The organism is Aurantiacibacter luteus (assembly GCF_001010945.1).
In the GTDB taxonomy this organism is placed as follows: Bacteria; Pseudomonadota; Alphaproteobacteria; order Sphingomonadales; family Sphingomonadaceae; genus Alteraurantiacibacter; species Alteraurantiacibacter luteus.
On record NZ_LBHB01000002.1, the window covers coordinates 279,280 to 306,054 of the forward strand.

Genomic DNA, 26,775 nt, shown 5'->3' on the forward strand with positions numbered 1-26,775 from the left:
TTGACGCAGGCATCCATCGCGCGTTGATTGCGTGCCTACAGCCAATACCAAAGGGATCGCACTCATGTTTCGCCCGATTGCCGTTGCCGCCGCATCCATCGCCCTGCTGGCCGCGCCTGCGCTGGCGCAGGAAGAGGATCCCTATGCCCGCTGCGCCGGGATGAGCGACGATGCCCAGAGGCTTGCCTGTTTCGATGCGACCTACCAGACGCAGCGCGTGGTGATCGCCGAGCGCGCCGAGGAGCGCGCGGCGGAAATCGCCGAGAACTTCGGACACCGCGACCGCGACGAGGGGATCGAGCGCGAGGATGTCACCGTCACCTCCGCCGTGGTCGAGGTGTTCAGCGACGGCGGTCGTCGTCCCGTGGTCCAGCTCGCCAACGGGCAGATCTGGCGCGAAATCAGCGGTTCCTCTACCCGGATGCGCCCCCGCAGCGGGTGGATCGCGGTCATCACCCGCCACTGGAGCGGCGCCTACGAAATGCGCTTCGAGGGTCGCAGCGGCTATCTGCGCGTCGCGCGCATAGGGTGATGTGCCGGCTTTCGCGGCGGCAGCGGACCCGGTATGGTTACCTGAGATCGCCCTCGCGTTAACCGCTCTGCAACTGGCGGGCGTGCAGGGACAGATCGACGGGGGGCGCAACGAAAATTGAGCGGGCGCTGCTTATGGAACACGAACATGGAGGCCATCGCCGGGAGGGCGACCGAGCTCCTGTCGATTTCGAATGCGAAATTCGTGTGGGCACGCGCGCCTGGCGCAAGGCACGGCTGGCCGACCTGACGCCGGGCGGGTTCCAGGTCCGCATCCTCGACATGCCGCCGCGCGGCACGTCCATCTTCATCCGCATTCCCGGCCTGCAGATGCTCCATGCCGAGGTGCGCTGGACCCGTGTCGAGACCGCCGGGTGCGAGTTCGACACGCCGCTTTCGCCCTACATTTACGACCACATCGTCGCCCGCGCGCGCTGCTGAGCACCGTCAGGCCGCCGCCTCGGCCGCCTGCGGTTCGCCCGCGGCAATGGCCGCCAGCAGCGCTGCCTCCAGCTTCTCCAGCCGGGCTTCCGAGTGGATCTTCGTGCCGAGCAGGTCGGTGACGTAAAAGGTATCCACGGCCCGCTCGCCGTACTGGGCGATGTGGGCGGAATTGATCAGCAGGCTCTGTTCGAACATCGCCCGCGTCAGCCGGTTGAGCAGCGCCGGCCGGTCGGTCGCCATCACCTCGACCACGGTGAAGCGGTTGGAGGCGGCGTTGTCGAAGCTGACGCGCGGGCGCACGGGAAAGTTCTCCGCCCGCATGGCCTTCAGCGGCCGCCGGGCGAGACTTGGCACCATGTCGATGCGATCCGCCAGCGCATCCTCGATGCTGCGCTCCAGCCGGGCGAGCTGCTGCGCCTCGCTGAACGGCTTGCCAAGCGGATCCTGCACCAGGAAATTGTCGACGGCCTTGCCCACCCGGTTGGTGTGAATGCGCGCGTCGATGATGTTGCCGCCGGCCAGGTTGATCGCACCGGCGATGCGGAAGAACAGGCCCGGGTGGTCGGCGCCGATCACCGTCACCAGGGTAGCGCCGAACTCGGGATAGTAGGTCGCCTTGATCGACAACGGGCTCTGCGAATCGCGCGCTTCGGCATATTGCGGCAGGTTGAGCGCGATGACGTCTTCGGGCTCGGCGATCCAGTAGGTGTCGTCGAAGCGGTCGTCGAGCTCCGCGACGAGGTGGCCCCGATCGCCCAGCAGGTCGGTCACCCGTTCCTTTTTCGCCGCTACCCGCTCGGCCCGGCCGTGAGTCTTGTGGCCCAGCCGCAGGCGTTCCTGCGCGGCCTCGTAGAGATCGGATAGCAGCTGGCGCTTCCAGCTGTTCCAGATGCCCGGCCCCACCGCGCGAATGTCGACGATGGTGAGGACGGTCAGCAACCGCAGCCGCTCCAGGCTCTGCACCTCGCCGACGAAATCGATGATGGTCTTGTGGTCGGAAAGGTCGCGCTTGAAGGCGGTGGCGCTCATCAGCAGGTGATAGCGCACCAGCCAGGCGACGAGCTCGGTCTCCTCCTCGTCCAGCCCCAGTCGCGGACACAGCCGCTGCGCCACCTCCGCGCCCAGCACAGAATGATCGCCCCCGCGGCCCTTGGCGATGTCATGCAGCAGGGTTGCGACATAAAGCACGCGGCGATGGGCGAGACGCGGGATGATGTCGGTGGCCAGCGGATGGTCGCCCGCCAGCGTCCCGCGCTCGATCTGAGAGAGCAGGCCGATGGCGCGGATGGTGTGCTCGTCGACGGTGTAGTGGTGATACATGTCCCACTGCATCTGCGCGTTGACCTTGCCGAAATCGGGCACGAAGCGGCCGAACACGCCCGCCTCGTTCATCCAGCGCAGCACGCTTTCGGGATCGTTCCGGCCCGCCAGCACCTCCATGAACAGCGCGTTGGCGCGCGGATCGCGGCGAACGTCCACGGTGATGCGGGAGGCATCGCGGCGGGCCATGCGCATGGTGTTGGGGTGGATCTCCAGCCCCTCGCGCTCGGCGATGGCGAAGATGCCGATGAGACGCAGTGGGTCCTGCCGGAACCAGTCGTCCGACGGCGCGGCGATCTGCCCGCCGTGCACCACAAAGCCGTCGACGGTCCGCGCCCGGCCCTTGCGCACGGTATCGACGAAACCGGCGAGTACCCCGCGCTTCGTGGTCTCGTCCTCCAAGTGGGCGAGGAAGACGCCGGTCAGGTGGCCGACGTGCCGGGCCTGCAGGAAGTACATCTGCATGAACCGCTCGACCGCGCTTTTGCCCGGCCTGTCGGCGTAGTTCATTCGCGCCGCGACCTCGCGCTGCAGGTCGAAGGTCAGGCGGTCCTCGCCGCGCCGGGCAATGGTGTGCAGGTGCGCGCGCACGGCCAGCAGGAAACCCTCGGCGCGGCGAAAGGTGCGGTATTCGGCCTGCGTGAATAGGCCCTTCTCCACCAGTTCGGCGGCGCTGCCGACGCGGTAGAGATACTTGCCGATCCAGTAGAGCGTCTGCAGATCCCTGAGGCCGCCCTTGCCGTCCTTCACGTTGGGTTCGACGACGTAGCGCGAATCGCCCATGCGCCTGTGCCGGGCGTTGCGCTCCTCCAGCTTCTCCTGCACGAATGTCGCCTGTGAGCCGGGCACCACCTCGGCGCGGTAGCGGCGACCGGCCTCGGCGTTGATCGCCTGGTCGCCCCACAGGAAGCGCGCCTCCAGCAGCGCGGTGCGGATCGTCAGGTCTTCCTTCGCCATGCGCACCATCTCGTCGAGCGAGCGCGAGGAGTGGCCGACCGTCAGGCCCAGGTCCCACAGGTAATAGAGGATCGCCTCGATCACCTGCTCGCACCAGCTCGTGGGCTTGCCCGGCGTGATGAAGGCGAGGTCGACGTCCGAATAGGGCGCCATCTCGCCGCGCCCGTAGCCGCCCACGGCGACCAGCGCGATGCGCTCTCCGCTGGAGCGGTTGGCGGCGGGATAGATGTGCAGGATCACGTGGTCGTGGATGACGCGGATCAGCTGGTCGATCAGGAATGCCTGCCCGTGCGCGTGCTCGTGCCCGGCGCCGGGGCGCTTCAGCAGGCGGCGCTGCAATTCGGCGCGCCCGTCGGCCAGCGCAGCGCGCAGCAGCTCCACCACCGCCTGGCGGCCCTTGTCCGCGCCCTTGTCGGCCACGACCGCATCGATCGCGGAGGCGAGCGCGCGGCGGTCGACGATCTTGCGTTGCCGGGGGACCTTGGGGAGCGTCATGCCAAGTCAAAATAGGCGCGCGGGGCGGCTTTGGCAAAGCCTCGCCTCTTCCAAGCGGGCGCGCCCTGTGCCAAGGCTCGCGCCCCGACGGGCCGCACGGGCCCCATAGAAGCTGACGAGGCCCCTTTTCCATGCTCGACCTGCTGGCCCAGGCCGCCACCACCGCGGGCGATCCGATCTACTGGCGCGATCTCGGCCTGAAGCCGGGGATCGAGCTTGGCTTCTTCACCCTGCGCTACTACTCGCTCGCCTACCTCATCGGACTGATCTTCGCCTACTGGCACACCAGCCGCATGATCAAGGCGCCCGGCGCGCCGATGGCGCAGGTCCATGTCGACGACCTGTTCTTCTACTGCATGCTGGGCGTGATCCTGGGCGGACGGCTGGGCTACCTGACCTTTTACGAACCGAGCCTGTGGACCGACTTTTCCGGCGACGGCTTCGTCAAGTGGCGCGCGCTCAGGCTGTGGGACGGCGGCATGAGCTTCCACGGCGGCCTGATCGGCGTCGTCGTCGCCATCGCATACGTCTGCTGGCGGAATCGGTTGCCGTTCATGCGGGTGGCGGATTACATCAGCGTGAGCGTCGGCATGGGGATGCTGCTCGGGCGGCTGGCGAACTTCGTCAACGGCGAGCTGTGGGGCCGCCCCGCCGGCCCGGATGCGCCCTTCGCCATGGTCTTTCCCGGCGACCCGCTGGGCCTGCCGCGCCACCCCAGCCAGCTCTACCAGGCGCTGGGCGAGGGGCTGATCGTGCTGGTGGTGATGCTGAGCCTGTTCTGGCTCACCCGCGCGCGCTTTCGCACCGGGCTGCTGGTGGGCGTCTTCACTGTGCTCATCTCGCTCGCGCGTTTTGTGGTCGAGTTCTTCCGCAATCCCGACCAGCAGCTGACCTGGGTGGTGGAGGACACGGGGCTCAGCATGGGCCAGTGGCTGACCATCCCGATGATCGTGATCGGCCTTGCGGTGGTGGTCTGGGCGCTGCGCCGGCCGCCGGTCGCCAGCGGCGCGCGTGCTGCCGCCGTCAACGGAGACGGGCCGGCTTGAGCCTCTTCGACGAAAAGCGCGATCTGGGCGACATATTCCGGCGGCTGATCGCCTCGACCGGGCCGATCAGCCTGATGCACTACATGGGCGAGAGCAACGCCCGCTACTACGCCGACCGCGACCCGCTGGGCAGCGCGGGCGACTTCGTGACCGCGCCAGAGATCAGCCAGATGTTCGGCGAGCTGATCGGCCTGTGGCTGGCCGACATGTGGATCCGTGCCGGTCGCACCGAGCCGGTCCACTACGTCGAGCTCGGCCCCGGTCGCGGCACCCTTGCACGCGACGCGCAGCGGGCCATGCGCCGCTACGGGCTGGAGCCGCGGATGCACCTCGTCGAGGGCAGCATGAAACTGCGCGACCTCCAGCTGGAAGCCGTTCCCGAGGCCGTCCACCACGACGACCTCTCGCGCATTCCGCTCGAAGGCCCGGTGCTGTTGGTCGCGAACGAGTTTCTCGACGCGCTGGCCGTGCGCCAGCTGGTGAAGACCGAGGCGGGCTGGCGCGAGGTGATGGTGAGCTGCGACGAGGGGGGCAACTTCATCGAGGTGCCCGCGCGCCAGCCGATGGATTCCGCCGTGCCCGAAACGCGCCGCGATGCGCCCGCCGGCACGGTGATCGAAACCTCCCCCGCCGCCGCCTCCATCCTGTTCGAGGTCGCCGGGCGGCTGGCGAACCAGGGCGGCGCGGCGCTGTTCATCGACTATGGCTACACCGATGCGAAGAGCGGCTCGAGCGTGCAGGCCGTGCGCGGGCACGAAAAGCTCGGCCTGTTCGACGCGCCGGGCGAAGCGGACATTTCCGCCCACGTCGATTTCGCGCAGATGGAGCTCATCGCCGCATCGCGCGGGGCCCGCGTGCTCGGCACGGTGACGCAGGGCGAATGGCTCCACCGCCTCGGCATCGCCAACCGCGCCGACGCGCTCGCCGACTTCGCCCCGCAGCATCGCGACGCGTTGCACCGCGCCGTCCACCGCCTGACCGCGCCGGAAGAGATGGGCGAGCTGTTCAAGGTGATGGGCCTTGCCGGACAGGACTGGCCCGATGCGGTAGGCTTCTAACGTAGCTGTTCGAGCAGCCAGCGCGCCGCTTCGTCGGGCGTGCGCTTGTCCTGATCGCGGTCGACCATGTAGTTCGCCTCTCGCATCGTTTCGACGTCGATGGCCCCCACCAGCGGCCGCAGCGCCGCGGCCACTTTCGCGTCACCCGCGAGGCGCGGGGCGGCGAGCAGCACGGCATCGTAGGACGGCAGCGCCCCCAGCGGATCGCCGAGCACCACCAGCCCATCGGCGGCGATGCGCCCGTCCGAGGTGTAGGCGCTGATGACGTCGGCCTCCCCCGATTGCAACGCGGAGTACATGAATGTCGGCGCGAAGGTGCGCTGGCGGGCAAAACGCAGGCCATAGGCCTGCCGCACCGCCGCCCATTCGGGCCGCTCGAACCACTCGGGATCGCCGCCCACCGTCAGGCGCGGGGCGACGCGCGCGAGGTCGGCGATAGTGGCGAGGCCTTGCGCCCTCGCAGTGTCGCCGCGCACGGCGAGACCATAGGCGTTCTCGAACCCCAGCCCTCCTAGCACGCCGACCCCGTTCGCCTCGCGCTCCCATGCGACGATCTTGGCAAACATCGCCTCGCGCCCCGGATTGTCGCTGCGGCCCAGTTCGTTCGCCCAGATCGTGCCGGTGTAGTCGACGTAGAGGTCGATGCCGCCATCGACGAGCGCCTCATGGATGACCGCCGAACCCAGCCCCTCGCGGTAGGTCACGCGGTAGCCCGCCTCCTCCAGCGTCAGGCCGATGGCGCGGGCGAGGATGTACTGCTCGCTGAAGGTCTTGGCGCCGATCACCACGCTTTCGCGCCCGTCGTCGCCGCGCCAGTCCGCCGCCGAGAGCGCCGCGCCCGCCACGCCCAGCAGCGCCAGCACCGCGCCCGCCAGCGCCAGCGCCGGGCGGCGCAGGGCGAGACCGCGCTCGATCAGGGCGAACAACGCATCGGCCACCAGCGCGAGGCCCGCGCTCGCCACGCAGCCCGCCAGCACCAGCGCCCAGTTCTGCGTCTGCAAGCCGGCGAAGATCGGATCGCCGAGGCTCGGCTGGCCGATCGTGGTGGCGAGCGTCGCCGCGCCGATGGTCCAGACGCTGGCGGTGCGGATGCCCGCCATCACGTAGGGCGCGGCGAGCGGCGCCTCGACCAGCCGCAGTTTCTGCCACGCCGTCATGCCGAGCCCGTCCGCGGCCTCGCGCGCCTGCGGGTCGATATTGACGAGCGCGGTGACGGCGTTGCGCAGGATCGGCAGTAGCGCATAGAGCGACAGCGCGAGCCATGCGGGCAGGAAGCCCAATGTCGGCAAACCTTCACCCAGCACCGCCCGCGCGGCGAGCAGCACAGGGAAGAACAGCGCCAGCAGCGCCAGCGCCGGGATCGTCTGCACGAGGCTGGCGAAGCCGAGCGCCAAGCGCGCCACCGGCGGAGAACGGCTCGCCCAGACCGCCAGCGGGAGGGCCAGGACGATGGCAAAGGCGACCGCCGCCGCGCTCAGCAGCACGTGCTGCGCCAGCTGCGGCCCGAGATTGCCGAGAGCATCCAGCAGCGCGTTCACCGCGCGAGCCGTCCGGCCAGCTTGCGGGCCTGCGCGCGCGGCACGGCCACAAGCGCCTGCGCCACCTCCCCGCCCGCGCCGCCGAGCAATGCTTGCGGAGCCTCGTCAGCGACCACCCGGCCCTTGTCCATCACCAGCACCCGGTCGGCCAGCAGCAGCGCCTCGGCCATGTCGTGGGTGACCATCACCGTGGTGAGGCCGAGTTCGCCGTGCAGCGCGCGCACCCGCTCCCCCAGCCCCGCGCGGGTGACGGGATCGAGCGCGCCGAACGGCTCGTCCATCAGCAGCAGCCGCGGATTGCCCGCCAGCGCGCGGGCCACGCCGACCCGCTGGCGCTGTCCGCCCGAGAGTTCGTCGGGGTAGCGCCCGGCCAGCGACGGATCGAGCTCGACCAGCGCCATCAGTTCGGCCAGCCGCTCTGCCGAGAGCCGCCCGCCCGCAAGGCGCGGCCCCATGCCGATGTTCTCGGCGACGCGCATGTGGGCGAACAGGCCGATGCCCTGGAAGACGTAGCCGATGCCCTGGCGCAGGCGCGGCGGCGGCAGGCCGGCGACGTCCTCACCTTCGATCAGCACGCGGCCCTGGCTCGGCGCGATTAGCCGGTTGACCGTCTTGAGCAGCGTGGACTTGCCCGATCCCGAAGCGCCGACCAGCGCCACGAACTGCCCTGCCGGAATGGCGAGCGAGACGCCGTCCACCGCCACCACGTCGCCATAGCGACGGGAGACATCGTCAAATTGCAGGAAGGGCAGGGCGGCAGGCTCCATGGCCGCCGAGCCTAACGGGCGATGGCGGCCTTGGATACCATGAGGTCGACCACCAGGCCCTCGGGCGCGAAGGTGCGCTCCCACGTGCCGCCGAGCTGGCCCTTGACGCTCATCTCCACCAGCCGCGAGCCGAAGCCTTCCGCGCCCGCTTCGCTCACCGGCGGCCCGCCGTGCTCCTGCCAGCGCAGGCGCACCATGTCGCCCTCGTCGCTCACTACGAGCGTCACGTGCCCGTCGTCGGTGGAGAGCGCCCCGTACTTGGCCGAGTTGGTCGCCAATTCGTGGAACACGAGCGCCAGCGGGGTCGCCGAGGCGGCGCTGACGGGAACGTGGTCGCCGCTCACCCGCACCCGGTGCTCGTCCGCCTCGCGCGCATAGGGCTCGAATAGCGCCTCGAGCAGACCGTACAGGTCCTCGTGGCTGGAGGCGGCGTGGCCGACGCGCACGAATTCGTGCGCCCGGCCGAGCGCGCGCAGGGTGTCGGTCAGCTCGGTGACGAAGGACTGCACTTCGGGCTGGCGGCGCGCCTTGAGCGAAGCAAGGCCGATGACCACGGCGAACAGGTTCTTGATCCGGTGCGAGAGTTCGTGCGCCAGCAGGTCGCGCTCCTCCAGCGCCCGGCGCGTCTCGTCGATGTCGGTCACGGTGCCGAACCAGCGCGCCGGCTCGTTCGCGCGCTCGGCCACCGGCACGGCGAGCGCCAGCATCCAGGCGTAGGAGCCGTCGGCCAGCTTCAGCCGATATTCGGCCCCGTACTCCTCGCCGCTGGCGAAGCAGCGCCCCCACTCGTCGTAGGCTTCCTGCCAGTCGTCGGGATGGATGAATTCGCGCCAGTCGTCGGCCGTCGCCGGCGGGGTATCGCCGACGGTCTCGCGCCAGTGGGCGTTGAAATAGTCGAAGCGCCCCGTCGCATCGGCGGACCAGGCGATCTGCGGCAGGCCCTCGATGATGCGGCGCATGCGCTCCTCGCGCTCGTCGATCTGCTTGCGCGCCTGCAGGGTGTCGCGGCGGAACTGCAGCCGGCGCATCACCGCCTGGCCGAGCACGGCGAGACCCTCGCGCTGGAAATCGTTCAGCCCCTCGGCATGGGGCTTGGCATCGATGACGCACAGCGCGCCAAGCGGTGCCCCTTCTTCGGAAATCAGCGGCTGGCCAGCGTAATAGCGGATGCGCGGCGGCGTGGTGACGAGGCCGTTGTTGGCAAACCGCTCGTCCTTGGTGGCGTCGCGTACCTCCATCAGCCGGTTGCTGCGCATCGCATGGTCGCAGAAGCTGACGTCGCGCGGGGTTTCCTTCACGTCGAGGCCTTCGCCGGCGAGGAACCGCTGCCGCTCTTCCTCGACCAGCGTTACCTGCGCGATCGGCATGCCGGTCAGCTTGGCGGCAAAGGCGGTGATGGCGGAAAGTTCGGGATCGTCCTCAAGCGCGTCGGGCGCGAAGCTCTCGAGCACATCCAGACGTGCGGCGTCATCCTCCAGATAGAGGACATCCGGCGGCGGCAAAATCGTTTCCGCGGTCGAGGTCTCGTGAAATTTCAATGATTTGACCCTATTATTCAGGTGTTTATACGCAAATTCGTGATTTGCCTAGAGGCATGCGCCATCGGTTTCCCCTGCAACCTGTTTGCCTCTGCCAGCGCGGTTGCTATTGCCACGCCAACGCTGCGAACAGGAGATGGCATGCGCGCGACCCCCGATTTCGATTTCGGCCTGACCGAGGAAGCCCAGATGATCCGGGAAAGCGTCGCCCGCTTCGCCGACGAGCGCATCGCGCCGCTCGCCGCAAAGGTCGATGCCGAGGACTGGTTCCCGATCGAGCTTTGGCCCGAAATGGGCGAGCTGGGCCTCCACGGCATGACCGTGAGCGAGGCGGATGGCGGCACCGGGCTCGGCTATCTCGAGCACCTGATCGCGGTCGAGGAGGTCAGCCGGGCGAGCGCCAGCGTGGGCCTCAGCTACGGCGCGCACTCCAACCTCTGCGTCAACCAGATCGCGCGCTGGGGCAATGCCGAACAGAAGGCGAAATACCTGCCGGGACTTATCAGCGGCGAGCACGTCGGCAGTCTCGCGATGAGCGAGCCGGGGGCTGGCAGCGACGTGGTCTCCATGAAACTGAAGGCCGACAGCGTGCAGGGCGGATACCTGCTCAACGGCACCAAGTTCTGGATCACCAACGGCCACGCCGCCGAAACGCTGGTGGTCTATGCGAAGACCGATGCGGGCGGCGGCAGCAAGGGCATCACCGCCTTCCTGATCGAGCGCGGCATGCAGGGCTTCAAGCCGGGCCAGAAGATCGAGAAGATGGGCATGAAGGGCTCCATCACCAGCGAATTGGTGTTCGAGGACTGCCACGTGCCCGAGGAGAACGTGCTGGGCGAGGTCGGCAAGGGCGTGCAGGTGCTGATGAGCGGCCTCGACTACGAGCGCGTCGTGCTCTCGGGCGTGCAGCTCGGCATCATGCAGGCCTGCCTCGATACCGTGATCCCCTACGTTCGCGAGCGCACCCAGTTCGGCAAGCCCATCGGCGCCTTCCAGCTGATGCAGGCCAAGGTGGCGGACATGTACGTCGCCCTGCAATCGGCGCGCGCCTATGCCTATGCGGTGGCCAAGGCCTGCGACAAGGGCCAGACCACCCGCTTCGACGCCGCGGGCTGCATCCTGCTCTCGAGCGAGAACGCCTTTCGTGTCGCGGGCGAGGCGGTTCAGGCGCTGGGCGGCGCGGGCTATACCACCGACTGGCCGGTTGAGCGCTACCTGCGCGATGCCAAGCTGCTCGACATCGGCGCGGGGACCAACGAGATCCGGCGGATGCTGATCGGGCGCGAGCTGATCGGGGCGGCGGGATGAGCGACGAAGACTACGCATACGACGAGGAGAGCGGCGACTGGCTGCCCGCCTCCGAGCTGGCAGCGAAGCAGGCGGCAGTCGATACCGTGGAGGTGCGCGATGCGGTCGGCAACCTGCTGGCCGACGGCGACCAGGTCACGCTGATCAGGGATCTAGAGGTCAAGGGCGCCGGGCAGACGCTGAAACAGGGCACGCTGATCAAGTCGATTTGGCTTACCGGCGACGCGCAGGAGATCGACTGCAAGTATCCCGGCATCAAGGGCCTCGTCCTGCGGGCCGAATTCGTGAAGAAGCGCTGACATGACCGCACCCGTCCTCACCAGCAAGCTCGACCGCGAGAGCGCCGAGGCCAAGGCCCGCTTCGCTCACAACAAGGCGCTCGCCGCAGAGCTGCGAGAGCGTGTCGCCGAGGCGGCGCTCGGCGGCAGCGAGAAGCATCGCGAGCGGCACGTTGCCCGCGGCAAGCTGCTGCCGCGCGAGCGGGTGGAACGGTTGCTCGATCCAGGCTCGCCGTTCCTCGAGATCGGCCAGCTTGCGGCGAACGGGATGTATGGCGGGGACGTCAGCGGCGCGAGCATGATTGCCGGGATCGGGCGGGTCAGCGGGCGGCAGGTGATGATCGCCGCTAACGATCCCACCGTCAAGGGCGGCTCCTACTACCCGATGACAGTGAAGAAGCATTTGCGCGCGCAGGAGATCGCCGAGGCGAACCGCCTGCCATGCGTCTACCTCGTCGACAGCGGAGGCGCGAACCTGCCGTTCCAGGCCGAGGTCTTCCCCGACCGCGACCACTTCGGGCGCATCTTCTACAATCAGGCGCAGATGTCGGCCAAGGGCATCCCGCAGATCGCCTGCGTCATGGGCAGCTGCACCGCGGGCGGCGCCTACGTCCCGGCCATGAGCGACGAGAGCGTGATCGTGCGCGAGCAGGGCACCATCTTCCTCGCCGGCCCACCATTGGTAAAGGCGGCGACGGGAGAGGAAATCAGCGCCGAGGATCTGGGCGGCGGCGCGCTGCACGCAAAGAAGTCGGGCGTGGTCGATCACCTTGCCGAGAACGACGAGCACGCGCTGACGATCGTGCGCGATATCGTCAGCCATCTGGGTCATTCCACAAAAGCTCAAGTGGACTTGAGGGAGCCCCGCGCACCCCGTTTCGATGCCGAGGATCTCTACGCTCTGATCCCCGAAGACGTACGCGCGCCTTACGATGTACACGAGGTCATCGCGCGGCTGGTGGACGGCAGCGAATTCCACGAATTCAAGCGTGACTACGGCGCCACGCTGGTCTGCGGCTTCGCCCACGTATGGGGCATGCCCGTCGCCATCCTCGCCAACAACGGCGTGCTGTTTTCGGAAAGCGCGCAGAAGGGCGCGCACTTCATCGAACTCGCCTGCCAGCGCGGCATTCCGCTGCTGTTCCTGCAGAACATCTCCGGCTTCATGGTCGGCGGAAAGTACGAGGCCGAGGGCATCGCCAAGCACGGCGCCAAGCTGGTGACCGCGGTCGCCACGGCGCAGGTCCCCAAGCTGACCGTGGTGATCGGCGGCAGCTTCGGCGCGGGCAACTACGGCATGTGCGGCCGCGCCTATTCCCCGCTCTTCCTGTTCACCTGGCCCAACGCGCGCATCTCGGTGATGGGCGGCGAACAGGCCGCCAGCGTCCTCGCCACGGTCCACCGCGACGCCGACACTTGGAGCGACGAGGAAGCCGAGGCCTTCAAGGCCCCGATCCGCCAAAAGTACGAGGACGAGGGCAACCCTTACTACGCCACCGCCCGCCTGTGGGACGACGGCGTGATCGATCCCGTGCAGACCCGCGACGTGCTCGGCCTCGCGCTCTCCGCCTGCCTCGAGGCTCCGTGGCCCGAGCGCCCGCAATTCGGCGTGTTCCGGATGTGATGCCGCAAGTGCAAAAGGATACGCTCTTCCTCCTCCACGACTATGCCGACCCCGCGCATGGCGGCGAAACCTTTTACTGCGAGGCGTGCATGACGGTAGAGGGCGTGCTGGCGACCTATCCCGACCTCGCGGCCCGGCTGAAGATCGTCCGTGTGCCCTGGCCGCGTCCGCGCGAGGCCCTTGTCGCGGCGGTGGGCGAGGCCAACCAGAACTGCCCGACGCTGGTTCTTGCCGAGGGCGGCTTCGTGAACGACCTGCCCGGCCTGCTCGAGGCGCTGCACGCGCGCCACGGCGTCCCGCGCCCGCACCCGTAAGCCGAGCATCTCGTCACATTTTCGCCAAATTTGCGGAAACTTCGCCCGGTTTCTTCGTTGCCAGCCCATCGAAGGAGAACCACGACATGCGTAAATACCTGATCCTCACCGCCGCTGCTCCGCTCGCCCTGCTGGCGGCCTGCGGCGACAGCGATGCCGACGAAACGGCGATGGCCGACGACACCGCCGCCGCCGACACGATGGCGAACGACAACGCGATGGCCGCCGACACCACCGCCGAGGCCGGCCCGGCCACCACGCTGGCCGACGCCGGTGACTACTCGGGTGTCTACAGCTACACCGGCGCCGACGGAGACACCGCCGTGCGCATCAACTCCGCCGACATGACCTACGATTACGTCGGCCCGGACAACCAGGTGCAGACCGGCAAGTACACCACCACGCCCGACGGCTACCGCTTCAAGATCGACAACTGGTACGGCTCGCCGACCTGGTTCACGGTCTCGAACGGCCAGCTCGTCCGCTTGAACGAGGACATGGAGCTCAACACCGAGAACTCCATGACCGTCACCGGCGATCGCTACACCCGCGCCACCGAAGGCGACGCGGTGTTCTCGCGCTTCCCCGAGCCGGGCAGCCCGGTTGCGCCCGAATAATCGACACTTGTCCTGCCGCTCTAGTGGCAAAGCTCCCCTCGGCTGCTACGGCATCCGGGGGGAGTTTGCATTGTGAGAGACAAATCGCCCAGCCTGCTTTCGCGCCTCGTCTGGCGCATTCTCGTGTGGCTGTGGTCGACGCGCGGGATGCGGCTAGAGGGCGAGGCGCCGCGCGTCCCCAAGTTCGTCTTCATCGGCGCGCCGCACACCTCCAACTGGGATTTCATCGCCTTTGCCGGCGTGGTGCACCACTTCGGCATAGAGCCGAGCTTTCTCGGCAAACATACGCTGTTCCGCTGGCCGATGACGCGATTCATGCACGACATGGGCGGCATCCCGGTCGTGCGCACGCGCAGCGGGCGCTACGTGGATACGGTGATCGATGCGTTTCGCAGGGCCGACAAACTCGCCCTTGTGGTCGCGCCTGAGGGATCGCGCACGTCCAACGGAGAATGGCGTACAGGCTTTTACCACATCGCGCATGGTGCGGGCGTGCCCATAGTCCCGGCCTATGTCGATTACCGGCGCAAGGTGTGCGGGATCGGCGAGCCGATCATGCCGACGGGCGATTACCGCGCGGACCTCGCCCGTGTCGCCGCGTTCTACCGGCATGCCATGCCCGATTGCGAACGCTTCGTGGCGCTGGAAGCGATGACGAAGACACTCGACCAGATGCACGGTGAGTGAGGCCCTGCTCGCCAACGCCGCGCTGATCCCGGGGGTGACGGAGCGCGGAATGCATTAGCCGCTACGGCCGAGGCTTTTGCCGACTACGTCCGCCGCACACCCGACTTCATGCCGTGGCTTTTCGCGCAAGTGAATGCGCCTTCGCCGGAACGCGTTGACTTTCAGGCCGTTGGCGAAGTGATCGGACGGGGATCGTACAGGAGAGCATCCTCATGGACCAGAACGTCCTGATCGGCATCGTCATTGTTATCGCACTCTTGGTGGTCGCGGGGCTATGGTTGTCGATGCGCCGCCGCCGCACCGAAACCCTCCGCGAGAAATTCGGCCAGGACGAATACGACCGGACGCTGGAAGGCGCAGGCGATCGCAGCGCCGCCGAGGCCGCCCTCGCCGAACGCGAGAAGCGGGTCGAAGCGCTCGAAATCCGCCGCCTTAGCGCCGACGAGCAGGCCCGGTTCGCGGGCGAATGGCGCGAGGTGAAGGCGGTCTTCGTCGACAGCCCGATCGAGGCCGTGCTGCACGCCGACCGGATGCTGGCGACGATGATGAAGACCGTCGGCTATCCCATGGCCGATTTCGACCGCCGGTTCGAGGATCTGACCGTGAACCACGGCGATGTCGCCCGTCACTACCGCGCCGCGCACGAGATCGCCGCGCGCCACAACACCGGCACGCCGGCCTCCACCGAGGACCTGCGCCAGGCGATGAAGCATTACGAGGCGCTCTACGACCACCTCGGCACCGGGGCGGAAGCTGCTGCGCCCGCCGCATCGACCGCGCGCTCGGTCGGCGGCACGGACATGGACGGCGACGGCCACCGCGATACCCTGCGCCCAGGTGACGACGGCCATGTCACGACAAGCGGAACCGACATGGACCGTGATGGCCACCCCGATACGCTCAGGCCCGGCGACGACGGCCATGTCACCACGACCGGCACCGATCTCGACCGCGACGGGCATCCCGACACGCTGCGACCGAACGACGACGGCTCGGTGCTGCGCCAGGACGACGACCGCTACCGGCTCTAGGCCGGCAGCGGGCGCGTTCTAGACATCGAGATTGGCGACGTTTAGCGCGTTGTCCTGGATGAACTCGCGGCGCGGCTCGACGACGTCGCCCATCAGGCGGGTAAAGATCTCGTCCGTCACGTCGGCGTCCTCGACCTTCACCTGCAACAGCTCGCGATTGTCAGGGTCGAGCGTGGTCTCCCACAGCTGCTCGGCGTTCATCTCGCCCAGCCCCTTGTAGCGGTTGATGGTCAGGCCCTTGCGCCCCGCGACCAGGACGGCATTGAGCAACTGGGTAGGCCGGGTAATGGCGCTGTCCGGATCGAAGGACAGCATATCCTCGCCCTCTGCGTCGTCAGCCGTGTCGGGTTCGGGAGCGGGCGCGCCGCCCTTCACAAGCCGCGCGGGCGCAGCGTAGGTTTCCGCCTGCTCGACGCCGCGCTTGTGCAGTTTCCGCGCCTCGGCGCTGTCGAGGAACTTGCCCTCGATCAAATGGACATCGGCCACCCCGCGCCACACCCGGTCGAAGCGCACGTCGCCCGCATCGGTGAGGCGCGCGGACCATTCGGCCTCGCCATCGCCCAGCTGCAACTGCGCCGCCGCGCGCGCCAGCGCCGTCTCGCGGTCGGCCCGCGACAGGTCCGGCGCCAGCGCGCCCGCCATGGCCATCGCCTCGATCACCGCGGCATCGTACTTGCGCGGCGCAAAGGCGATGAGGTTCTTGAGCAGCAGCGCCTGTTCGACGAGGTCGGCCAGGTCCGCGCCCGAGCGCGCCCCGCCCGCCGTCTCCAGCACGCGGTCCTGCAAGCCGTTCGCCACCAGGTGCCGGTCGAGCGCGGCCTGGTCCTTCACGTAGACCTCGCTCTTGCCCTTGGCGATCTTGAACAGCGGCGGCTGGGCGATGAACAGGTGCCCGGCCTTGATGATCTCGGGCATCTGACGATGGAAGAACGTCAGCAGCAAGGTGCGGATATGCGCGCCGTCCACGTCGGCGTCGGTCATGATGACGACCTTGTGGTAGCGCAGCTTCTCGAGGTTGAACTCGTCGCGCAGCCCCGTGCCCATGGCCTGGATCAGCGTGCCGACCTCCTTGGACGAGATAATCCGGTCGAACCGGGCGCGCTCCACGTTCAGGATCTTGCCGCGCAGGGGCAGGATGGCCTGGTACTTGGAATCGCGCCCCGACTTGGCCGAGCCGCCGGCGCTGTCGCCCTCGACCAGGAACAGCTCGGAAAGCGCCGGGTCGCGTTCGCGGCAGTCGGAGAGCTTGCCCGGCAGGCTGGCGACGCTCATCGCGCCCTTGCGGCTCATCTCGCGCGCCCGGCGCGCCGCCTCGCGCGCGGCGGCGGCGTCGATGATCTTCTGCACGATGGTCTTGGCATCGGCCGGGTTCTCTTCCAGCCACTCGGTCATCTTTTCGCCGATAAGGCTTTCCAGCGGCGAGCGGACCTCGGACGAGACCAGCTTGTCCTTGGTCTGGCTGGAGAACTTGGGATCGGGCAGCTTGACGGAAACGATGGCCGTCAGCCCCTCGCGCATGTCCTCGCCCGACAGGCTGATCTTGCCACCCTTCAGCAGGCCCGAGGCGCTGGCGTAGTTGTTCAGCGTGCGCGTCAGCGCGGCGCGGAAGGCGGCGAGGTGGGTGCCGCCGTCGCGCTGCGGGATGTTGTTGGTGAAGGTGAGGACGTTCTCGTAATAGCTGTCGTTCCACTCCAGCGCGACGTCGATGCCGATGCCGTCCTTCTCCGCGCTGACGGAGATCGGCTCGGGCACCAGCGGCTGCTTGTTGCGGTCGAGGTACTTCACGAAAGCGGCGATCCCGCCCTCGTAGAACAGGTCGTGCTCCAGCGGCTCCTCGTGCCGCTTGTCGCGCAGCTTGATGCGGACGCCCGAATTGAGGAAGGCGAGCTCGCGGTAGCGGTGCTCCAGCTTCTCGAAATCGAACTCGGTGACGTTCTTGAACGTGTCCTCGCTCGCCTTGAAGGTGACGCGGGTGCCCTTCTTGAGGCCGTTCGCATCGCCGTTGCTTTCGACCGGCGGGGCATCGCCTGTGACGCGTAAGGATTCCACCGCGTCGCCGTGCTCGAAGCGCATCCAGTGCTCCTTGCCCTCACGCCAGACGACGAGCTCGAGCCACTCGGACAAGGCGTTGACGACCGACACGCCCACGCCGTGCAGGCCGCCCGAGACCTTGTAGGCGTTGTCGTCGCTCGTGTTCTCGAACTTTCCGCCCGCGTGCAGCTGAGTCATGATGACCTCGGCGGCGGAGACGCCTTCCTCCTTGTGGATGTCCACCGGGATGCCGCGTCCGTTGTCTTCCACGCTGACGCTGCCGTCGGGGTTCAGTTCGATAAGCACCAGGTCGCAATGCCCGGCCAGCGCCTCGTCGATGGCGTTGTCGCTCACTTCGAAGACCATGTGGTGCAGGCCCGATCCGTCGTCGGTATCGCCGATGTACATGCCCGGCCGCTTGCGGACCGCATCGAGGCCCTTCAGGACCTTGATGCTCTCGGCACCGTACTCGCCGTTCTGGCGCGGCTTCGCGGGCGGGGAAGCGGGGGTATCGTTCGTGTTCTCGTCCATCGGACGGATATAGGCGCTGCAAGGCGGTATCGGAAGGTTTCGCGGGCCAGCGCGTGCCCTTTGTCCACGGGTCCGGGGCCACTTTCGTCGCTGGTGCGTTGCGATGGGCGATGCGGTGCTCGTCCATCATCGTCGCGGCGCTGGGCGCGGCGCTTCTCGCCGGTTGCGGAATGCCGCGCGATCCCGACGGTACGAGCGAGCGGGTGCGGGCGAGCCGGGTCATAAGGCTGGGCGAAATCGTCGGAGCAGAGCCCGACGCGCAGGCGAGCGCGGCGCTGGCGCGCGTGGCGCGGCTGACGGGCGCGCAGGTCGAGCGCCGCCAGGGGCACGGCGAGGAAATGCTCGAAGCGTTGCAGGCCGGCGAGCTGGACCTCGTCTACGGCCGCTTCGCCGACGATTCGCCGTGGGCGGCGGAGGTCTATTTCGGCGAACAGCCGGGCCGTATCGGCAATCCGGGCAAATCCGAACGCGTACCCCGCTTCGCCTTTCGCAACGGCGAGAACGGCTGGATCGCCACAGTGGAGAACGAGGTGGCGCGATGAGCGGCATCCCGGCCGCGATCGAGGTCGACTTCGCCTACGGCCGGCGGCTGGAGTGGTGGACGCTTGCCTGGATGAGCACGATCATCGCCGTGATGTATTTCACGATGGGCGCCAGCAAGGCCATGCAGAGCGCGCTGATCGAGGATTTCCTCAGCCTCGTCCCGGCGATGACATTTCTCGTCGCCGGTCATTTCGAACCCAAAAAGCCCACGTCGAGATTTCCCTTCGGCTTCGCCCGCGTGAACAGCCTCGCCTTTCTGGTGGCGGCAGTGGCGCTGACGCTAGTCGGCCTGTTCGTCGCCTGGGAGGCGGCGAGCGCGCTGCTGGCGCAGGAGCACCCGACCGTCCCGCCGATCGAGATCTTCGGCCAGCGCGTATGGCTCGGCTGGCTGATGATCGCCGCGCTCGTCTATTCGATCGTGCCCCCTGTCATCCTCGGTCACCGCAAGCTGCCGGTCGCGAGACGGCTACGCGACAAGGTTCTTCACACCGACGCACTGATGCAGAAGGCGGACTGGCAGACCGGATTGACCGGCATCGTCGGTATCGTGGGCATCGGCATGGGATATTGGTGGGCCGACAGCGCGGCGGGGCTGCTGATCGCCCTGTCGATCCTGAAGGACGGCATTTCGAACATCCGCACCGCATCGGCCGAGCTGCTGGATGGCGCTCCGCGCGAGATGGACAGCGCGGCGATCTCGCACGAGGCCGAGACGGTCATAGCCAAGGCGCAGGAGTGCTGGCCCGGCAGCACGGTGCGGCTGCGTGAATCCGGGCGCTACATGATTGCCGTGGTCGAGGGCGTGGAGCCGCCCGCGCAGATTCCTCCGCACGGCGAACTGACCGGCAAAGTCCCCGACTGGCGCCTCGCCCGCCTCACCTTCGAGCCTCCCCAATCCGATGAGGCCTGACGGCAGATCATTTCTTACCGGCAACAAAAAAGGCCGCTCCGGGGTCGGGAGCGGCCTTTCTGGAGTGGCCCGGAGCTCGGGAAGGGGGGGAGGAAGAGCTTCCGGGCCTTGGGGTCCCGTAATGCCTTAGGCGACGTAACCGGCCAGCAACGTGGTGCTGATCGAGATCGACGCGATGAAGGCGAGAACCGAAGTCATGATGTTGCGCATTGCCCTGTCTTTCTTGTTCTGACGGGACCGATTCGTTCTCGGCCCCGGCTGTGGCGCGCAGATGCCCTTTGAAACATTATTGTGCAAATGCGAAAAGATCGACAAGTGTTGCGTCTAACGCAACATTGCCTTGCCGGATTGGAGAACGGGCCCGCGCTGGACAGCCGCGCAGCTTTTCAGGCAATGGCCGCCCATGCAGAGCGACCTCCTCCCCGATTCCATCCTCATCGTCGATTTCGGCAGCCAGGTGACCCAGCTGATCGCCCGCCGCGTTCGCGAGGCCGGCGTCTATTCCGAGATCGCCCCCTTCACCATGGCCGAGGAAGCCTTCGCCCGGATGCGGCCCAAGGGCATCATCCTGTCCGGCAGCCCCGCCAGCGTGCCCGACGAGGGCAGCCCCCGCGCGCCGCAGATGCTGTTCGAGGCGGGCGTGCCCATTCTCGGCATCTGCTACGGCCAGCAGGTGATGAGCCACCAGCTCGGCGGGGAGGTTCGCCCCGGGCACGAAACAGGTGAAGGCGGCGAGTTCGGGCGAGCGTTCCTTACCGTGACGAAGGACTGCGCTCTCTTCGACGGCCTCTGGGCCGAGGGCGAGCGGCACCAGGTGTGGATGAGCCACGGCGACAAAGTCACCCGCTTCGCCCACGACTTCGAGATCGTCGCAACCAGCGACGGCGCGCCCTTCGCCGTCATCGCCGACGAGGCGCGCCGCTTCTACGGCACCCAGTTCCACCCCGAAGTCGTCCACACCCCCGACGGCGGCAAGCTGCTCGCCAACTTCGTGCACAAGGTCTGTGGCCTCGCCGGTGACTGGACCATGGCCGCTTACCGGGAGACCAAGGTCGCCGAAATTCGCGAGCAAGTGGGCGACGGAAAGGTGATCTGCGGCCTGTCGGGCGGGGTCGACAGCTCGGTCGCTGCGATCCTTATCCACGAGGCGGTCGGCGACCAGCTGACCTGCGTCTTCGTCGATCACGGCCTGCTGCGGCTCGGCGAGCGCGAGCAGGTCGAGACCATGTTCCGCGACCACTACAACATCCCGCTGGTGGTGGTGGATGCCGAGGCGCGCTTCATGGGCGGTCTCGAAGGCGTCACCGATCCCGAAAAGAAGCGCAAGTTCATCGGCGCCGAGTTCATCGCCGTTTTCGAGGAGGAGGCGGCCAAGCTCGGCGGTGCGGATTTCCTCGCGCAGGGCACGCTCTATCCCGACGTGATCGAGAGCGTCAGCTTCACCGGTGGGCCGAGCGTCACGATCAAGAGCCACCACAACGTGGGTGGCCTGCCCGAGCGTATGAACATGAAGCTGGTCGAGCCCTTGCGCGAACTGTTCAAGGACGAGGTGCGCGAACTGGGCCGCGAGCTGGGTCTGCCCGACGTGTTCGTGGGCCGCCACCCCTTCCCCGGCCCCGGCCTCGCCATCCGCATCCCCGGCGAGGTGACGAAAGAGCGCTGCGATATCCTGAGGAAGGCCGATGCCGTTTACCTCGACGAGATCCGCACCGCCGGGCTTTACGATGCGATCTGGCAGGCCTTTGCCGTGCTGCTGCCCGTGCGCACCGTGGGTGTCATGGGCGACCACCGTACCTACGACAGCGTCTGCGGCCTTCGCGCGGTGACCAGCACCGACGGCATGACGGCGGACGTCTATCCCTTCGACGCCGCCTTCCTCACCCGCTGTGCCACGCGCATCGTGAACGAAGTGCAGGGCGTGAACCGCGTGGTCTACGATTACACCAGCAAGCCGCCCGGCACGATCGAGTGGGAGTGAGACATAATGCAGAAACCCAATTCGCTGCGGCGATCTTTGAAGATGATCGTCAACGGTATCGGCCTATATCCAGGCCGCGTCCGCGCCGTAAAAAACTATACCAAGTATCGCGCCCAGCGTGACGAATTCCTGCGTCAGGGCGGAACGATCACCGAGAACTCGATGATTTTGTACGATTTCGCCGACAATGCGGGCACCGCAAGCGGAGACTATTTTCATCAGGACCTGCTGGTGGCCAAATTGATCTTCGAGGCACAACCGCGGCGGCATATCGACGTTGCTTCGCGCGTCGATGGGTTCGTGGCTCACCTCGCCTGCTTTCGCGAGGTGGAGGTCGTCGACGTTCGCCCCCTCCCAGCCTCTGTTCACAGCAATATCAAGTTCGTCCAGGCAGACCTCACCCAGCCCCAACAGCTCGGAGAGGCAGACTCAGTCTCATGCTTGCACGCTATCGAACACTTCGGGCTGGGCCGTTATTCGGACCCCATTGACGTCGATGGTCATAACAAGGGCGTGTACAACCTCATTGACCTGACGGAAGTGGGTGGGCGTCTCTATCTAAGCTTCCCGATCAGCCGCGCCAATGAGGTGCAATTCAACGAGCAGCGCGTGTTCCATCCTAACTGGATCTTGGCGCACCCGGGAATTGTGGAAAGAATGCAGCTCGTGCGCTTTGACTATGTCGACGACCAAGGAGACCTGCATCTTGATTGCGCGATCGAAGGAAAGGCTCTCGACCTCGATTATGGTTGCGGGATCTTCACATTTCAGAAGGTTCGTTGAGGCGACAACGGAATTTCTTCTGCCGCACCTTTTTCTTCTAGTGGCGTATGCCGCGCTCAGACGATCGGCGTAACGACCGGGTCGGGGACGCTGATATAAGGGGTAGTCAAGGCGGGGACGAAAGCGCCTGTCTCGGTCAGCAGCGCCAGCGCTTCTTGCACGCGCTCTCCGGAAACCATGCCGAGGCCAAGCCTAGTCGTCCTGCCTGGCTTTCTCGCGCGGGTCGTCAAGCACTGAAGTAAGCACGAATTCCCCGCCCGACGAGCCGAGCCTTTCCTTGGCAAGATTGACGACGGCTCGTTTCACGCGGGGTGTCCTTCATTAGGGTGCAGGGCAGATGCCCGCGCCCTTCGGCCTTGTCAAACGTCGCCTGTCGCCGCCGCTTCGGAACACCGGCGGATTTCAGGGGTTTGACGAACCATGAAGCCGCGCCGGGGACTGGTGCGGCGCAAAAGGAACGCACATCATGACACTGTCGAAGTTTGCCCTGCTGGGCACTGCCACCGCCGCAGCCATCGTGCTCGCGGGTTGCGCCACGTTGGAAGAAGAGGTGGTCGATGCCACCAGCGTCACCTACCACGCCCGGCTGATGGGCTCGAACGAGGTCGGTGGCGGCGATCCGCAGGGCATGGGCGAGGCCGAGATCTCGGTTTCCGACGCGCTCGACCAGGTCTGCTACGAGGTGAAGGACGTGCGCGGCATCGGGCCCATCACCGCAGCGCACATCCACCAGGGTGCGGCCGGCACCAACGGCAGCCCGGTCTTCACCATGCGCGTGTCGAACGAGGGCGAACTGCAGGGCTGCGACCCCGCGCCCGAGGGCCTGCAGAACATGCTGCAGGCGAACCCCGGCAACTTCTACGTCAACGTGCACACCGCCGAATTCCCGAACGGCGCGATCCGCGGACAGCTGATGCGCTGATCCGCGCCGCGAGGCGAGCGAAGGGGCGCGCGGGCACATCGCCCGTGCGCCCTTCTTCGTTGGGCGGACGCTCCCCATCTCTTGGGTTACCATGGAATTCGATTTCGGCCCGGATGCGCGCAGCCTCGAAAGTACCGGGCGCCTCGCGCGCATCCACGCCGCGCTGATCGCCGAGTTCGGCCGGATCGAGCGGCCCGACGAACGGCGCAAGGACCCGGTCTGGACGCTGGTGCAGGGCGTGATCGGGGCGCAGACCAAGACGCCCGTGTCCAACGCCTCGACCGATGCGCTGCGCGCGGCATTCGGCACCTGGCAGGGGGTCGCCGATGCCGAGCTGCCGGACATCGAGCGGGTATTGGCGAACCAGACCTTTCCCGCTGTAGCGGCAGAGCGCATCCGCGCCTGTTTCCGCGCTATCATCGCGCAACGCGGGGCGGTGGACCTCAGGCACCTCTCCAACCTGCCCGACGATCTCGCCATGGACTGGCTGCAGAAGCTGCCGGGCGTCGGGCGCAAGATCGCCGCGGGCGTGATGAACACCAGCGTCTTCGCCCGCCGCGCGCTGGTGATCGACGGGCATCATCGGCGGGTGATGCAGCGCGCCGGCCTCGTCCCGCAGCGTGCCGACACGCAGCGGGCCTACGACGTCCTCATGCCGCTGTTGCCGTCCGAATGGAGCGCCGCCGACATCGACGAGCATCACCTGCTGGTGAAGCGGCTGGGGCAGGTCCACTGCCGCCCGAGCGTCGCCCACTGCCACCGCTGCCCCATCGCCGCCCAATGCGATACCGGACGGGTGCGAACGGGGAACGGCCACGCGGGCAGATGAGTTGCCAGACAAAACCGAACCGACCGGAGTATCCATGACCCAGATCAAGCCCAGCAATCCCGACCTCGCACCGCTGTTCGAGGGGACCAGCTTTGGCGCCATCGAGGCGAAGAACCGCATCGTCATGGCCCCGCTCACCCGCGCCCGCTCGGAGCGGCTGGCGAACACGCAGACGGGGCTGCACGCGCTTTATTATGCCCAGCGCGCCGGGGCGGGCCTCATCGTCTCGGAAGCGACGCAGATCAGCAAGCAGGGGCAGGGCTACGCTTGGACGCCCGGCATCTTCACCGACGAGCAGGTCGAGAGCTGGAAGCCGGTGACCGACGCGGTCCACAATGCCGGCGGGCGCATCGTGTGCCAGCTCTGGCACGTGGGCGCGGTCAGCCACCCGGTGTTCCAGCCGGACGAGGGCGCGCCGGTCTCCTCCAGCGCCTGGACGCCCGAGGGCAAGGCCTTCGTGGGCGACCGCCATCCCGACGGGCCCGAGGTGCCTTTCACGCAGGCGCGTGCCATTACGACCGACGAGATCAAGCAGGTGCTGGAAGACTACCACAACGCCGCGCGCTGCGCCGCGCGCGCCGGGTTCGACGGGGTGGAGCTGCACGCGGCCAACGGCTACCTCATCGACCAGTTCATGCGCACCGGCGTCAACCGGCGCGAGGACGAATACGGCGGCAGCCTCGACAACCGCCTGCGCCTGCTGGGCGAGGCGATCGAGGCGATCACCGCCGAGCTTCCGGCAGACCGCGTGGGCGTGCGCCTGACCCCCATCGGCGGCGCGGGCGGCAGCGCGGACGAGTATCCGGAAGAGACCTATCCCGCCGCCGCGAAGCTGCTCGCCGGACGCGGCCTCGCCTACCTCCACACCGTGCGCGCCACCGACCATGGCGGCGCCGACGGGGAGAAGAGCGAGGGCGACAAAATCATCCACGCCATGCGCGAGGCTTTCGACGGCAAGTTCATCGCCAACGGCAATTTCACGCCCGAAAAGGCCTCGCAGTGGATCGCCGAGGGGCATGCCGACGCCGTCGCCTTCGGCCGCCTGTTCATCGCCAACCCCGACCTGCCCGCGCGCATCGCCGCCGATGGTCCCTACAACGATCCCGATCCCAAGACCTTCTACGGCGGGGGCATGGAAGGCTACACCGACTACCCGAGCCTGGAAAAGGTGGACGACCCGCTGCCGTGCTGAGCGAGAGCGCGGTCGAGGAGGTCTATCGCCGCATATCGCGCGCCATGCCGGGGCGCACGAAAGGCGCGAAGGGGCCCAAGGGCCAGCCCGACGCGTTCCGCTCGTGCATCTCGTGCATGCTCTCGGCCCAGTCGCTCGACCGCAACACGGCGGCCGCCGCCAAGGCGCTGTTCGCGCTCGCCCACACGCCCCGCACCATGCTGGCGCTGAGCGACGAGCGGATCGCGGCGGCCATCAAGCCCTGCGGCCTCTACAACATGAAGACGCGCAACATCCGCCGCTTCTGCGAGGCACTGCTGGCCGAGCACGGCGGCAAGGTGCCGAGCACGCGCGAGGGCCTGCTGTCGCTGCCCGGCATCGGCCGCAAATGCGCCGACATCGTGATGAGCTTCACCTTCGGCGCGGACGTGATCGCGGTCGACACCCACGTCCACCGCGTATGCAACCGCATCGGCCTGACCGAGGCAAAAACCGCCGACCGCACCGCCGAGCAACTCGAGGCGCGCAGTCCCGCCTGGGCCTTGCGCGACGGGCATTTCTGGTTGATCCAGCTCGGCAAGCGCATCTGCCGCGCCCGCTCGCCCCGCTGCGACGTGTGCCCGGTCAGCGACCTGTGCGAATTCTACGCCGCGAGGGATCAGGCATGAGCTGGGACGACTATTTCGCCGAGGACGCCGGCGCCGCCGAGGCCGAGACGCGCGGCAAGGGACGCACGGTAACCGTCGGCTGGACGGTCAGGTGGCCGGGCAACGGCGGCGCGATCTGGGCGCCGCCGAAGGCCTTCAGCCGCGCCGACCGCAAGGCCGCCAGCGCCAAGTCCATCCAGGCCTGCCCCGCCGCCATCGACTTCGACCGGCGGCATTTCGTCATCCCCTGCCCCGTCGACCTGACGCTGGAGTTCCGCCGCAACGCCCAGGGGCAGATCCAGCTCGTCGATGCGGACGGCGAGCAGTCGGCCATGCGGCCGCAGGGGCGCGCCAACCTGTTCATCGTCCAGCCGCCGGGCGAATGGCGCGATCCCGACCGCCCGATCATCCAGTTCACCGCGCCTTACGTCTTCGTGGCGGACGAGCCGTGCTACGTGGTGCAGGCCGCGCCCTATCTCCACTGGTTTCCCACCCCGCGCCCCGGCGTGCAGATGGGCGGGCGCTTCCCCGTGCACATCTGGCCGCGCCCGCTGGCCTGGGCTTTCGAATGGTACGATATTTCCAAGCCGCTGGTGCTGAAGCGCGGCGAGCCGTGGTTCTACGTCAGCTTCGAGACCGAGAACCCGTCCGCCCGCGTGCGGCTGGTGGAGCAGGAGATGACGCCCGAGCTGGAAGGCTACCTCGCCTCTATCACCGACGTCTCGAACTACGTGAACCGCACCTATGGCCTGTTCGCCGAGGCGCAGCGGGCGCGGCCGGCAAAGCTCGTCAGGCCGAAATAGCGCGGACGGTCGCCGTCGGCGTCCATTGAATAGCGTTGCGGGCAACAGGTTTCGCCTGTAACGAACAGACCCGT

General features: G+C 67.5%; 25 protein-coding genes. 20 read left to right on the forward strand and 5 right to left on the reverse strand.

The window, feature by feature from the left end:
• The first annotated feature begins 64 nt into the window (after positions 1-64).
• Together AAW00_RS07765 and AAW00_RS07770 are read left to right on the forward strand one after the other, a co-directional pair.
• Positions 65-532, forward strand: coding sequence for a hypothetical protein (locus tag AAW00_RS07765; RefSeq protein ID WP_047003810.1), 468 nt, complete (start codon positions 65-67; stop codon positions 530-532).
• 134 nt (positions 533-666) lie between these two features.
• Positions 667-972: a PilZ domain-containing protein gene (locus AAW00_RS07770; protein ID WP_047003811.1), complete on the forward strand. Its 306-nt coding sequence runs from the start codon at positions 667-669 to the stop codon at positions 970-972.
• A gap of 6 nt (positions 973-978) precedes the next feature.
• Here the strand turns inward: AAW00_RS07770 and AAW00_RS07775 are convergent, their stop codons facing one another.
• Positions 979-3,747, reverse strand: coding sequence for a [protein-PII] uridylyltransferase (locus tag AAW00_RS07775; RefSeq protein ID WP_047003812.1), 2,769 nt, complete (start codon positions 3,745-3,747; stop codon positions 979-981).
• Between the two features lie 131 nt (positions 3,748-3,878).
• On the opposite strand from AAW00_RS07775, the gene lgt reads away from it, so the two are divergent.
• Together lgt and AAW00_RS07785 are read left to right on the forward strand one after the other, a co-directional pair.
• Entirely contained in the window at positions 3,879-4,793 is a 915-nt protein-coding gene (gene lgt, locus AAW00_RS07780; protein WP_047003813.1) for a prolipoprotein diacylglyceryl transferase, read from the forward strand.
• Entirely contained in the window at positions 4,790-5,851 is a 1,062-nt protein-coding gene (locus AAW00_RS07785; protein ID WP_047003814.1) for a class I SAM-dependent methyltransferase, read from the forward strand. Before lgt ends, AAW00_RS07785 begins: the two co-directional genes overlap by 4 nt.
• Here AAW00_RS07785 and AAW00_RS07790 read toward each other — a convergent pair.
• Genes AAW00_RS07790 through AAW00_RS07800 form a run of 3 tightly spaced genes read right to left on the reverse strand, consistent with a single transcriptional unit; the run spans position 5,848 to position 9,694 of the window.
• Positions 5,848-7,389 (reverse strand): ABC transporter permease/substrate-binding protein, encoded by a 1,542-nt coding sequence (locus tag AAW00_RS07790; RefSeq protein WP_047003815.1) that lies wholly within the window; start codon positions 7,387-7,389, stop codon positions 5,848-5,850. The genes AAW00_RS07785 and AAW00_RS07790 overlap by 4 nt on opposite strands.
• The gene (locus AAW00_RS07795) at positions 7,386-8,156 is read right to left on the reverse strand and encodes an ATP-binding cassette domain-containing protein (protein ID WP_047003816.1); all 771 of its coding nucleotides are present in this window, start codon (positions 8,154-8,156) and stop codon (positions 7,386-7,388) included. Before AAW00_RS07795 ends, AAW00_RS07790 begins: the two co-directional genes overlap by 4 nt.
• Before the next feature lie 11 nt (positions 8,157-8,167).
• On the reverse strand, positions 8,168-9,694 hold the full coding sequence (locus tag AAW00_RS07800) for a PAS domain-containing protein (protein ID WP_052761840.1): 1,527 nt from the start codon (positions 9,692-9,694) through the stop codon (positions 8,168-8,170).
• 141 nt (positions 9,695-9,835) lie between these two features.
• Between AAW00_RS07800 and AAW00_RS07805 the strand changes: the two genes are divergently transcribed.
• The 7 genes from AAW00_RS07805 (at position 9,836) to AAW00_RS15285 (ending at position 15,553) form a co-directional block, all read left to right on the forward strand.
• Positions 9,836-11,002: an acyl-CoA dehydrogenase family protein gene (locus tag AAW00_RS07805; RefSeq protein WP_047003817.1), complete on the forward strand. Its 1,167-nt coding sequence runs from the start codon at positions 9,836-9,838 to the stop codon at positions 11,000-11,002.
• The gene (locus AAW00_RS07810; RefSeq protein WP_047003818.1) at positions 10,999-11,301 is read left to right on the forward strand and encodes an alkylphosphonate utilization protein; all 303 of its coding nucleotides are present in this window, start codon (positions 10,999-11,001) and stop codon (positions 11,299-11,301) included. The genes AAW00_RS07805 and AAW00_RS07810 overlap by 4 nt, the downstream gene beginning before the upstream one ends.
• 1 nt (position 11,302) lies before the next feature.
• A complete protein-coding gene (locus AAW00_RS07815; RefSeq protein WP_047003819.1) occupies positions 11,303-12,904 on the forward strand; it encodes a carboxyl transferase domain-containing protein in 1,602 nt (533 codons plus the stop codon).
• Entirely contained in the window at positions 12,904-13,218 is a 315-nt protein-coding gene (locus tag AAW00_RS07820) for a DUF3088 family protein (RefSeq protein ID WP_052761841.1), read from the forward strand. The genes AAW00_RS07815 and AAW00_RS07820 overlap by 1 nt, the downstream gene beginning before the upstream one ends.
• Before the next feature lie 86 nt (positions 13,219-13,304).
• Positions 13,305-13,835 (forward strand): hypothetical protein, encoded by a 531-nt coding sequence (locus tag AAW00_RS07825; RefSeq protein WP_047003820.1) that lies wholly within the window; start codon positions 13,305-13,307, stop codon positions 13,833-13,835.
• Between the two features lie 72 nt (positions 13,836-13,907).
• The gene (locus AAW00_RS07830) at positions 13,908-14,522 is read left to right on the forward strand and encodes a lysophospholipid acyltransferase family protein (RefSeq protein WP_241461671.1); all 615 of its coding nucleotides are present in this window, start codon (positions 13,908-13,910) and stop codon (positions 14,520-14,522) included.
• Between the two features lie 212 nt (positions 14,523-14,734).
• On the forward strand, positions 14,735-15,553 hold the full coding sequence (locus AAW00_RS15285) for a hypothetical protein (protein ID WP_052761843.1): 819 nt from the start codon (positions 14,735-14,737) through the stop codon (positions 15,551-15,553).
• Positions 15,554-15,571: 18 nt separating this feature from the next.
• On the opposite strand, the gene gyrB is transcribed toward AAW00_RS15285, so the two are convergent.
• Positions 15,572-18,115 carry a DNA topoisomerase (ATP-hydrolyzing) subunit B gene (gene gyrB / locus AAW00_RS07840; protein ID WP_082124987.1) on the reverse strand — a complete coding sequence of 848 codons (2,544 nt, stop codon included), beginning with the start codon at positions 18,113-18,115 and terminating at the stop codon, positions 15,572-15,574.
• Between the two features lie 110 nt (positions 18,116-18,225).
• Here gyrB and AAW00_RS07845 point away from each other — a divergent pair, with 110 nt between their 5' ends.
• From AAW00_RS07845 to AAW00_RS07885, 9 genes are all read left to right on the forward strand, one after another.
• Positions 18,226-18,657, forward strand: coding sequence for a hypothetical protein (locus AAW00_RS07845; RefSeq protein WP_052761844.1), 432 nt, complete (start codon positions 18,226-18,228; stop codon positions 18,655-18,657).
• The gene (locus AAW00_RS07850) at positions 18,654-19,568 is read left to right on the forward strand and encodes a cation diffusion facilitator family transporter (RefSeq protein ID WP_047003821.1); all 915 of its coding nucleotides are present in this window, start codon (positions 18,654-18,656) and stop codon (positions 19,566-19,568) included. Before AAW00_RS07845 ends, AAW00_RS07850 begins: the two co-directional genes overlap by 4 nt.
• A 403-nt stretch (positions 19,569-19,971) precedes the next feature.
• On the forward strand, positions 19,972-21,546 hold the full coding sequence (gene guaA, locus AAW00_RS07855; protein ID WP_047003822.1) for a glutamine-hydrolyzing GMP synthase: 1,575 nt from the start codon (positions 19,972-19,974) through the stop codon (positions 21,544-21,546).
• 6 nt (positions 21,547-21,552) lie between these two features.
• A complete protein-coding gene (locus tag AAW00_RS07860) occupies positions 21,553-22,329 on the forward strand; it encodes a DUF268 domain-containing protein (RefSeq protein WP_047003823.1) in 777 nt (258 codons plus the stop codon).
• Between the two features lie 466 nt (positions 22,330-22,795).
• Positions 22,796-23,251, forward strand: coding sequence for a CHRD domain-containing protein (locus AAW00_RS07865; RefSeq protein WP_047003824.1), 456 nt, complete (start codon positions 22,796-22,798; stop codon positions 23,249-23,251).
• Between the two features lie 91 nt (positions 23,252-23,342).
• Complete coding sequence (locus tag AAW00_RS07870; RefSeq protein WP_047003825.1) at positions 23,343-24,080, forward strand: endonuclease III domain-containing protein; 738 nt, start codon at positions 23,343-23,345, stop codon at positions 24,078-24,080.
• Positions 24,081-24,114: 34 nt separating this feature from the next.
• On the forward strand, positions 24,115-25,272 hold the full coding sequence (locus AAW00_RS07875; protein ID WP_052761845.1) for an alkene reductase: 1,158 nt from the start codon (positions 24,115-24,117) through the stop codon (positions 25,270-25,272).
• Positions 25,266-25,919, forward strand: coding sequence for an endonuclease III domain-containing protein (locus AAW00_RS07880; protein WP_047003826.1), 654 nt, complete (start codon positions 25,266-25,268; stop codon positions 25,917-25,919). The genes AAW00_RS07875 and AAW00_RS07880 overlap by 7 nt, the downstream gene beginning before the upstream one ends.
• Positions 25,916-26,701 (forward strand): hypothetical protein, encoded by a 786-nt coding sequence (locus AAW00_RS07885; protein WP_047003827.1) that lies wholly within the window; start codon positions 25,916-25,918, stop codon positions 26,699-26,701. The genes AAW00_RS07880 and AAW00_RS07885 overlap by 4 nt, the downstream gene beginning before the upstream one ends.
• Positions 26,702-26,775: the final 74 nt, after the last annotated feature.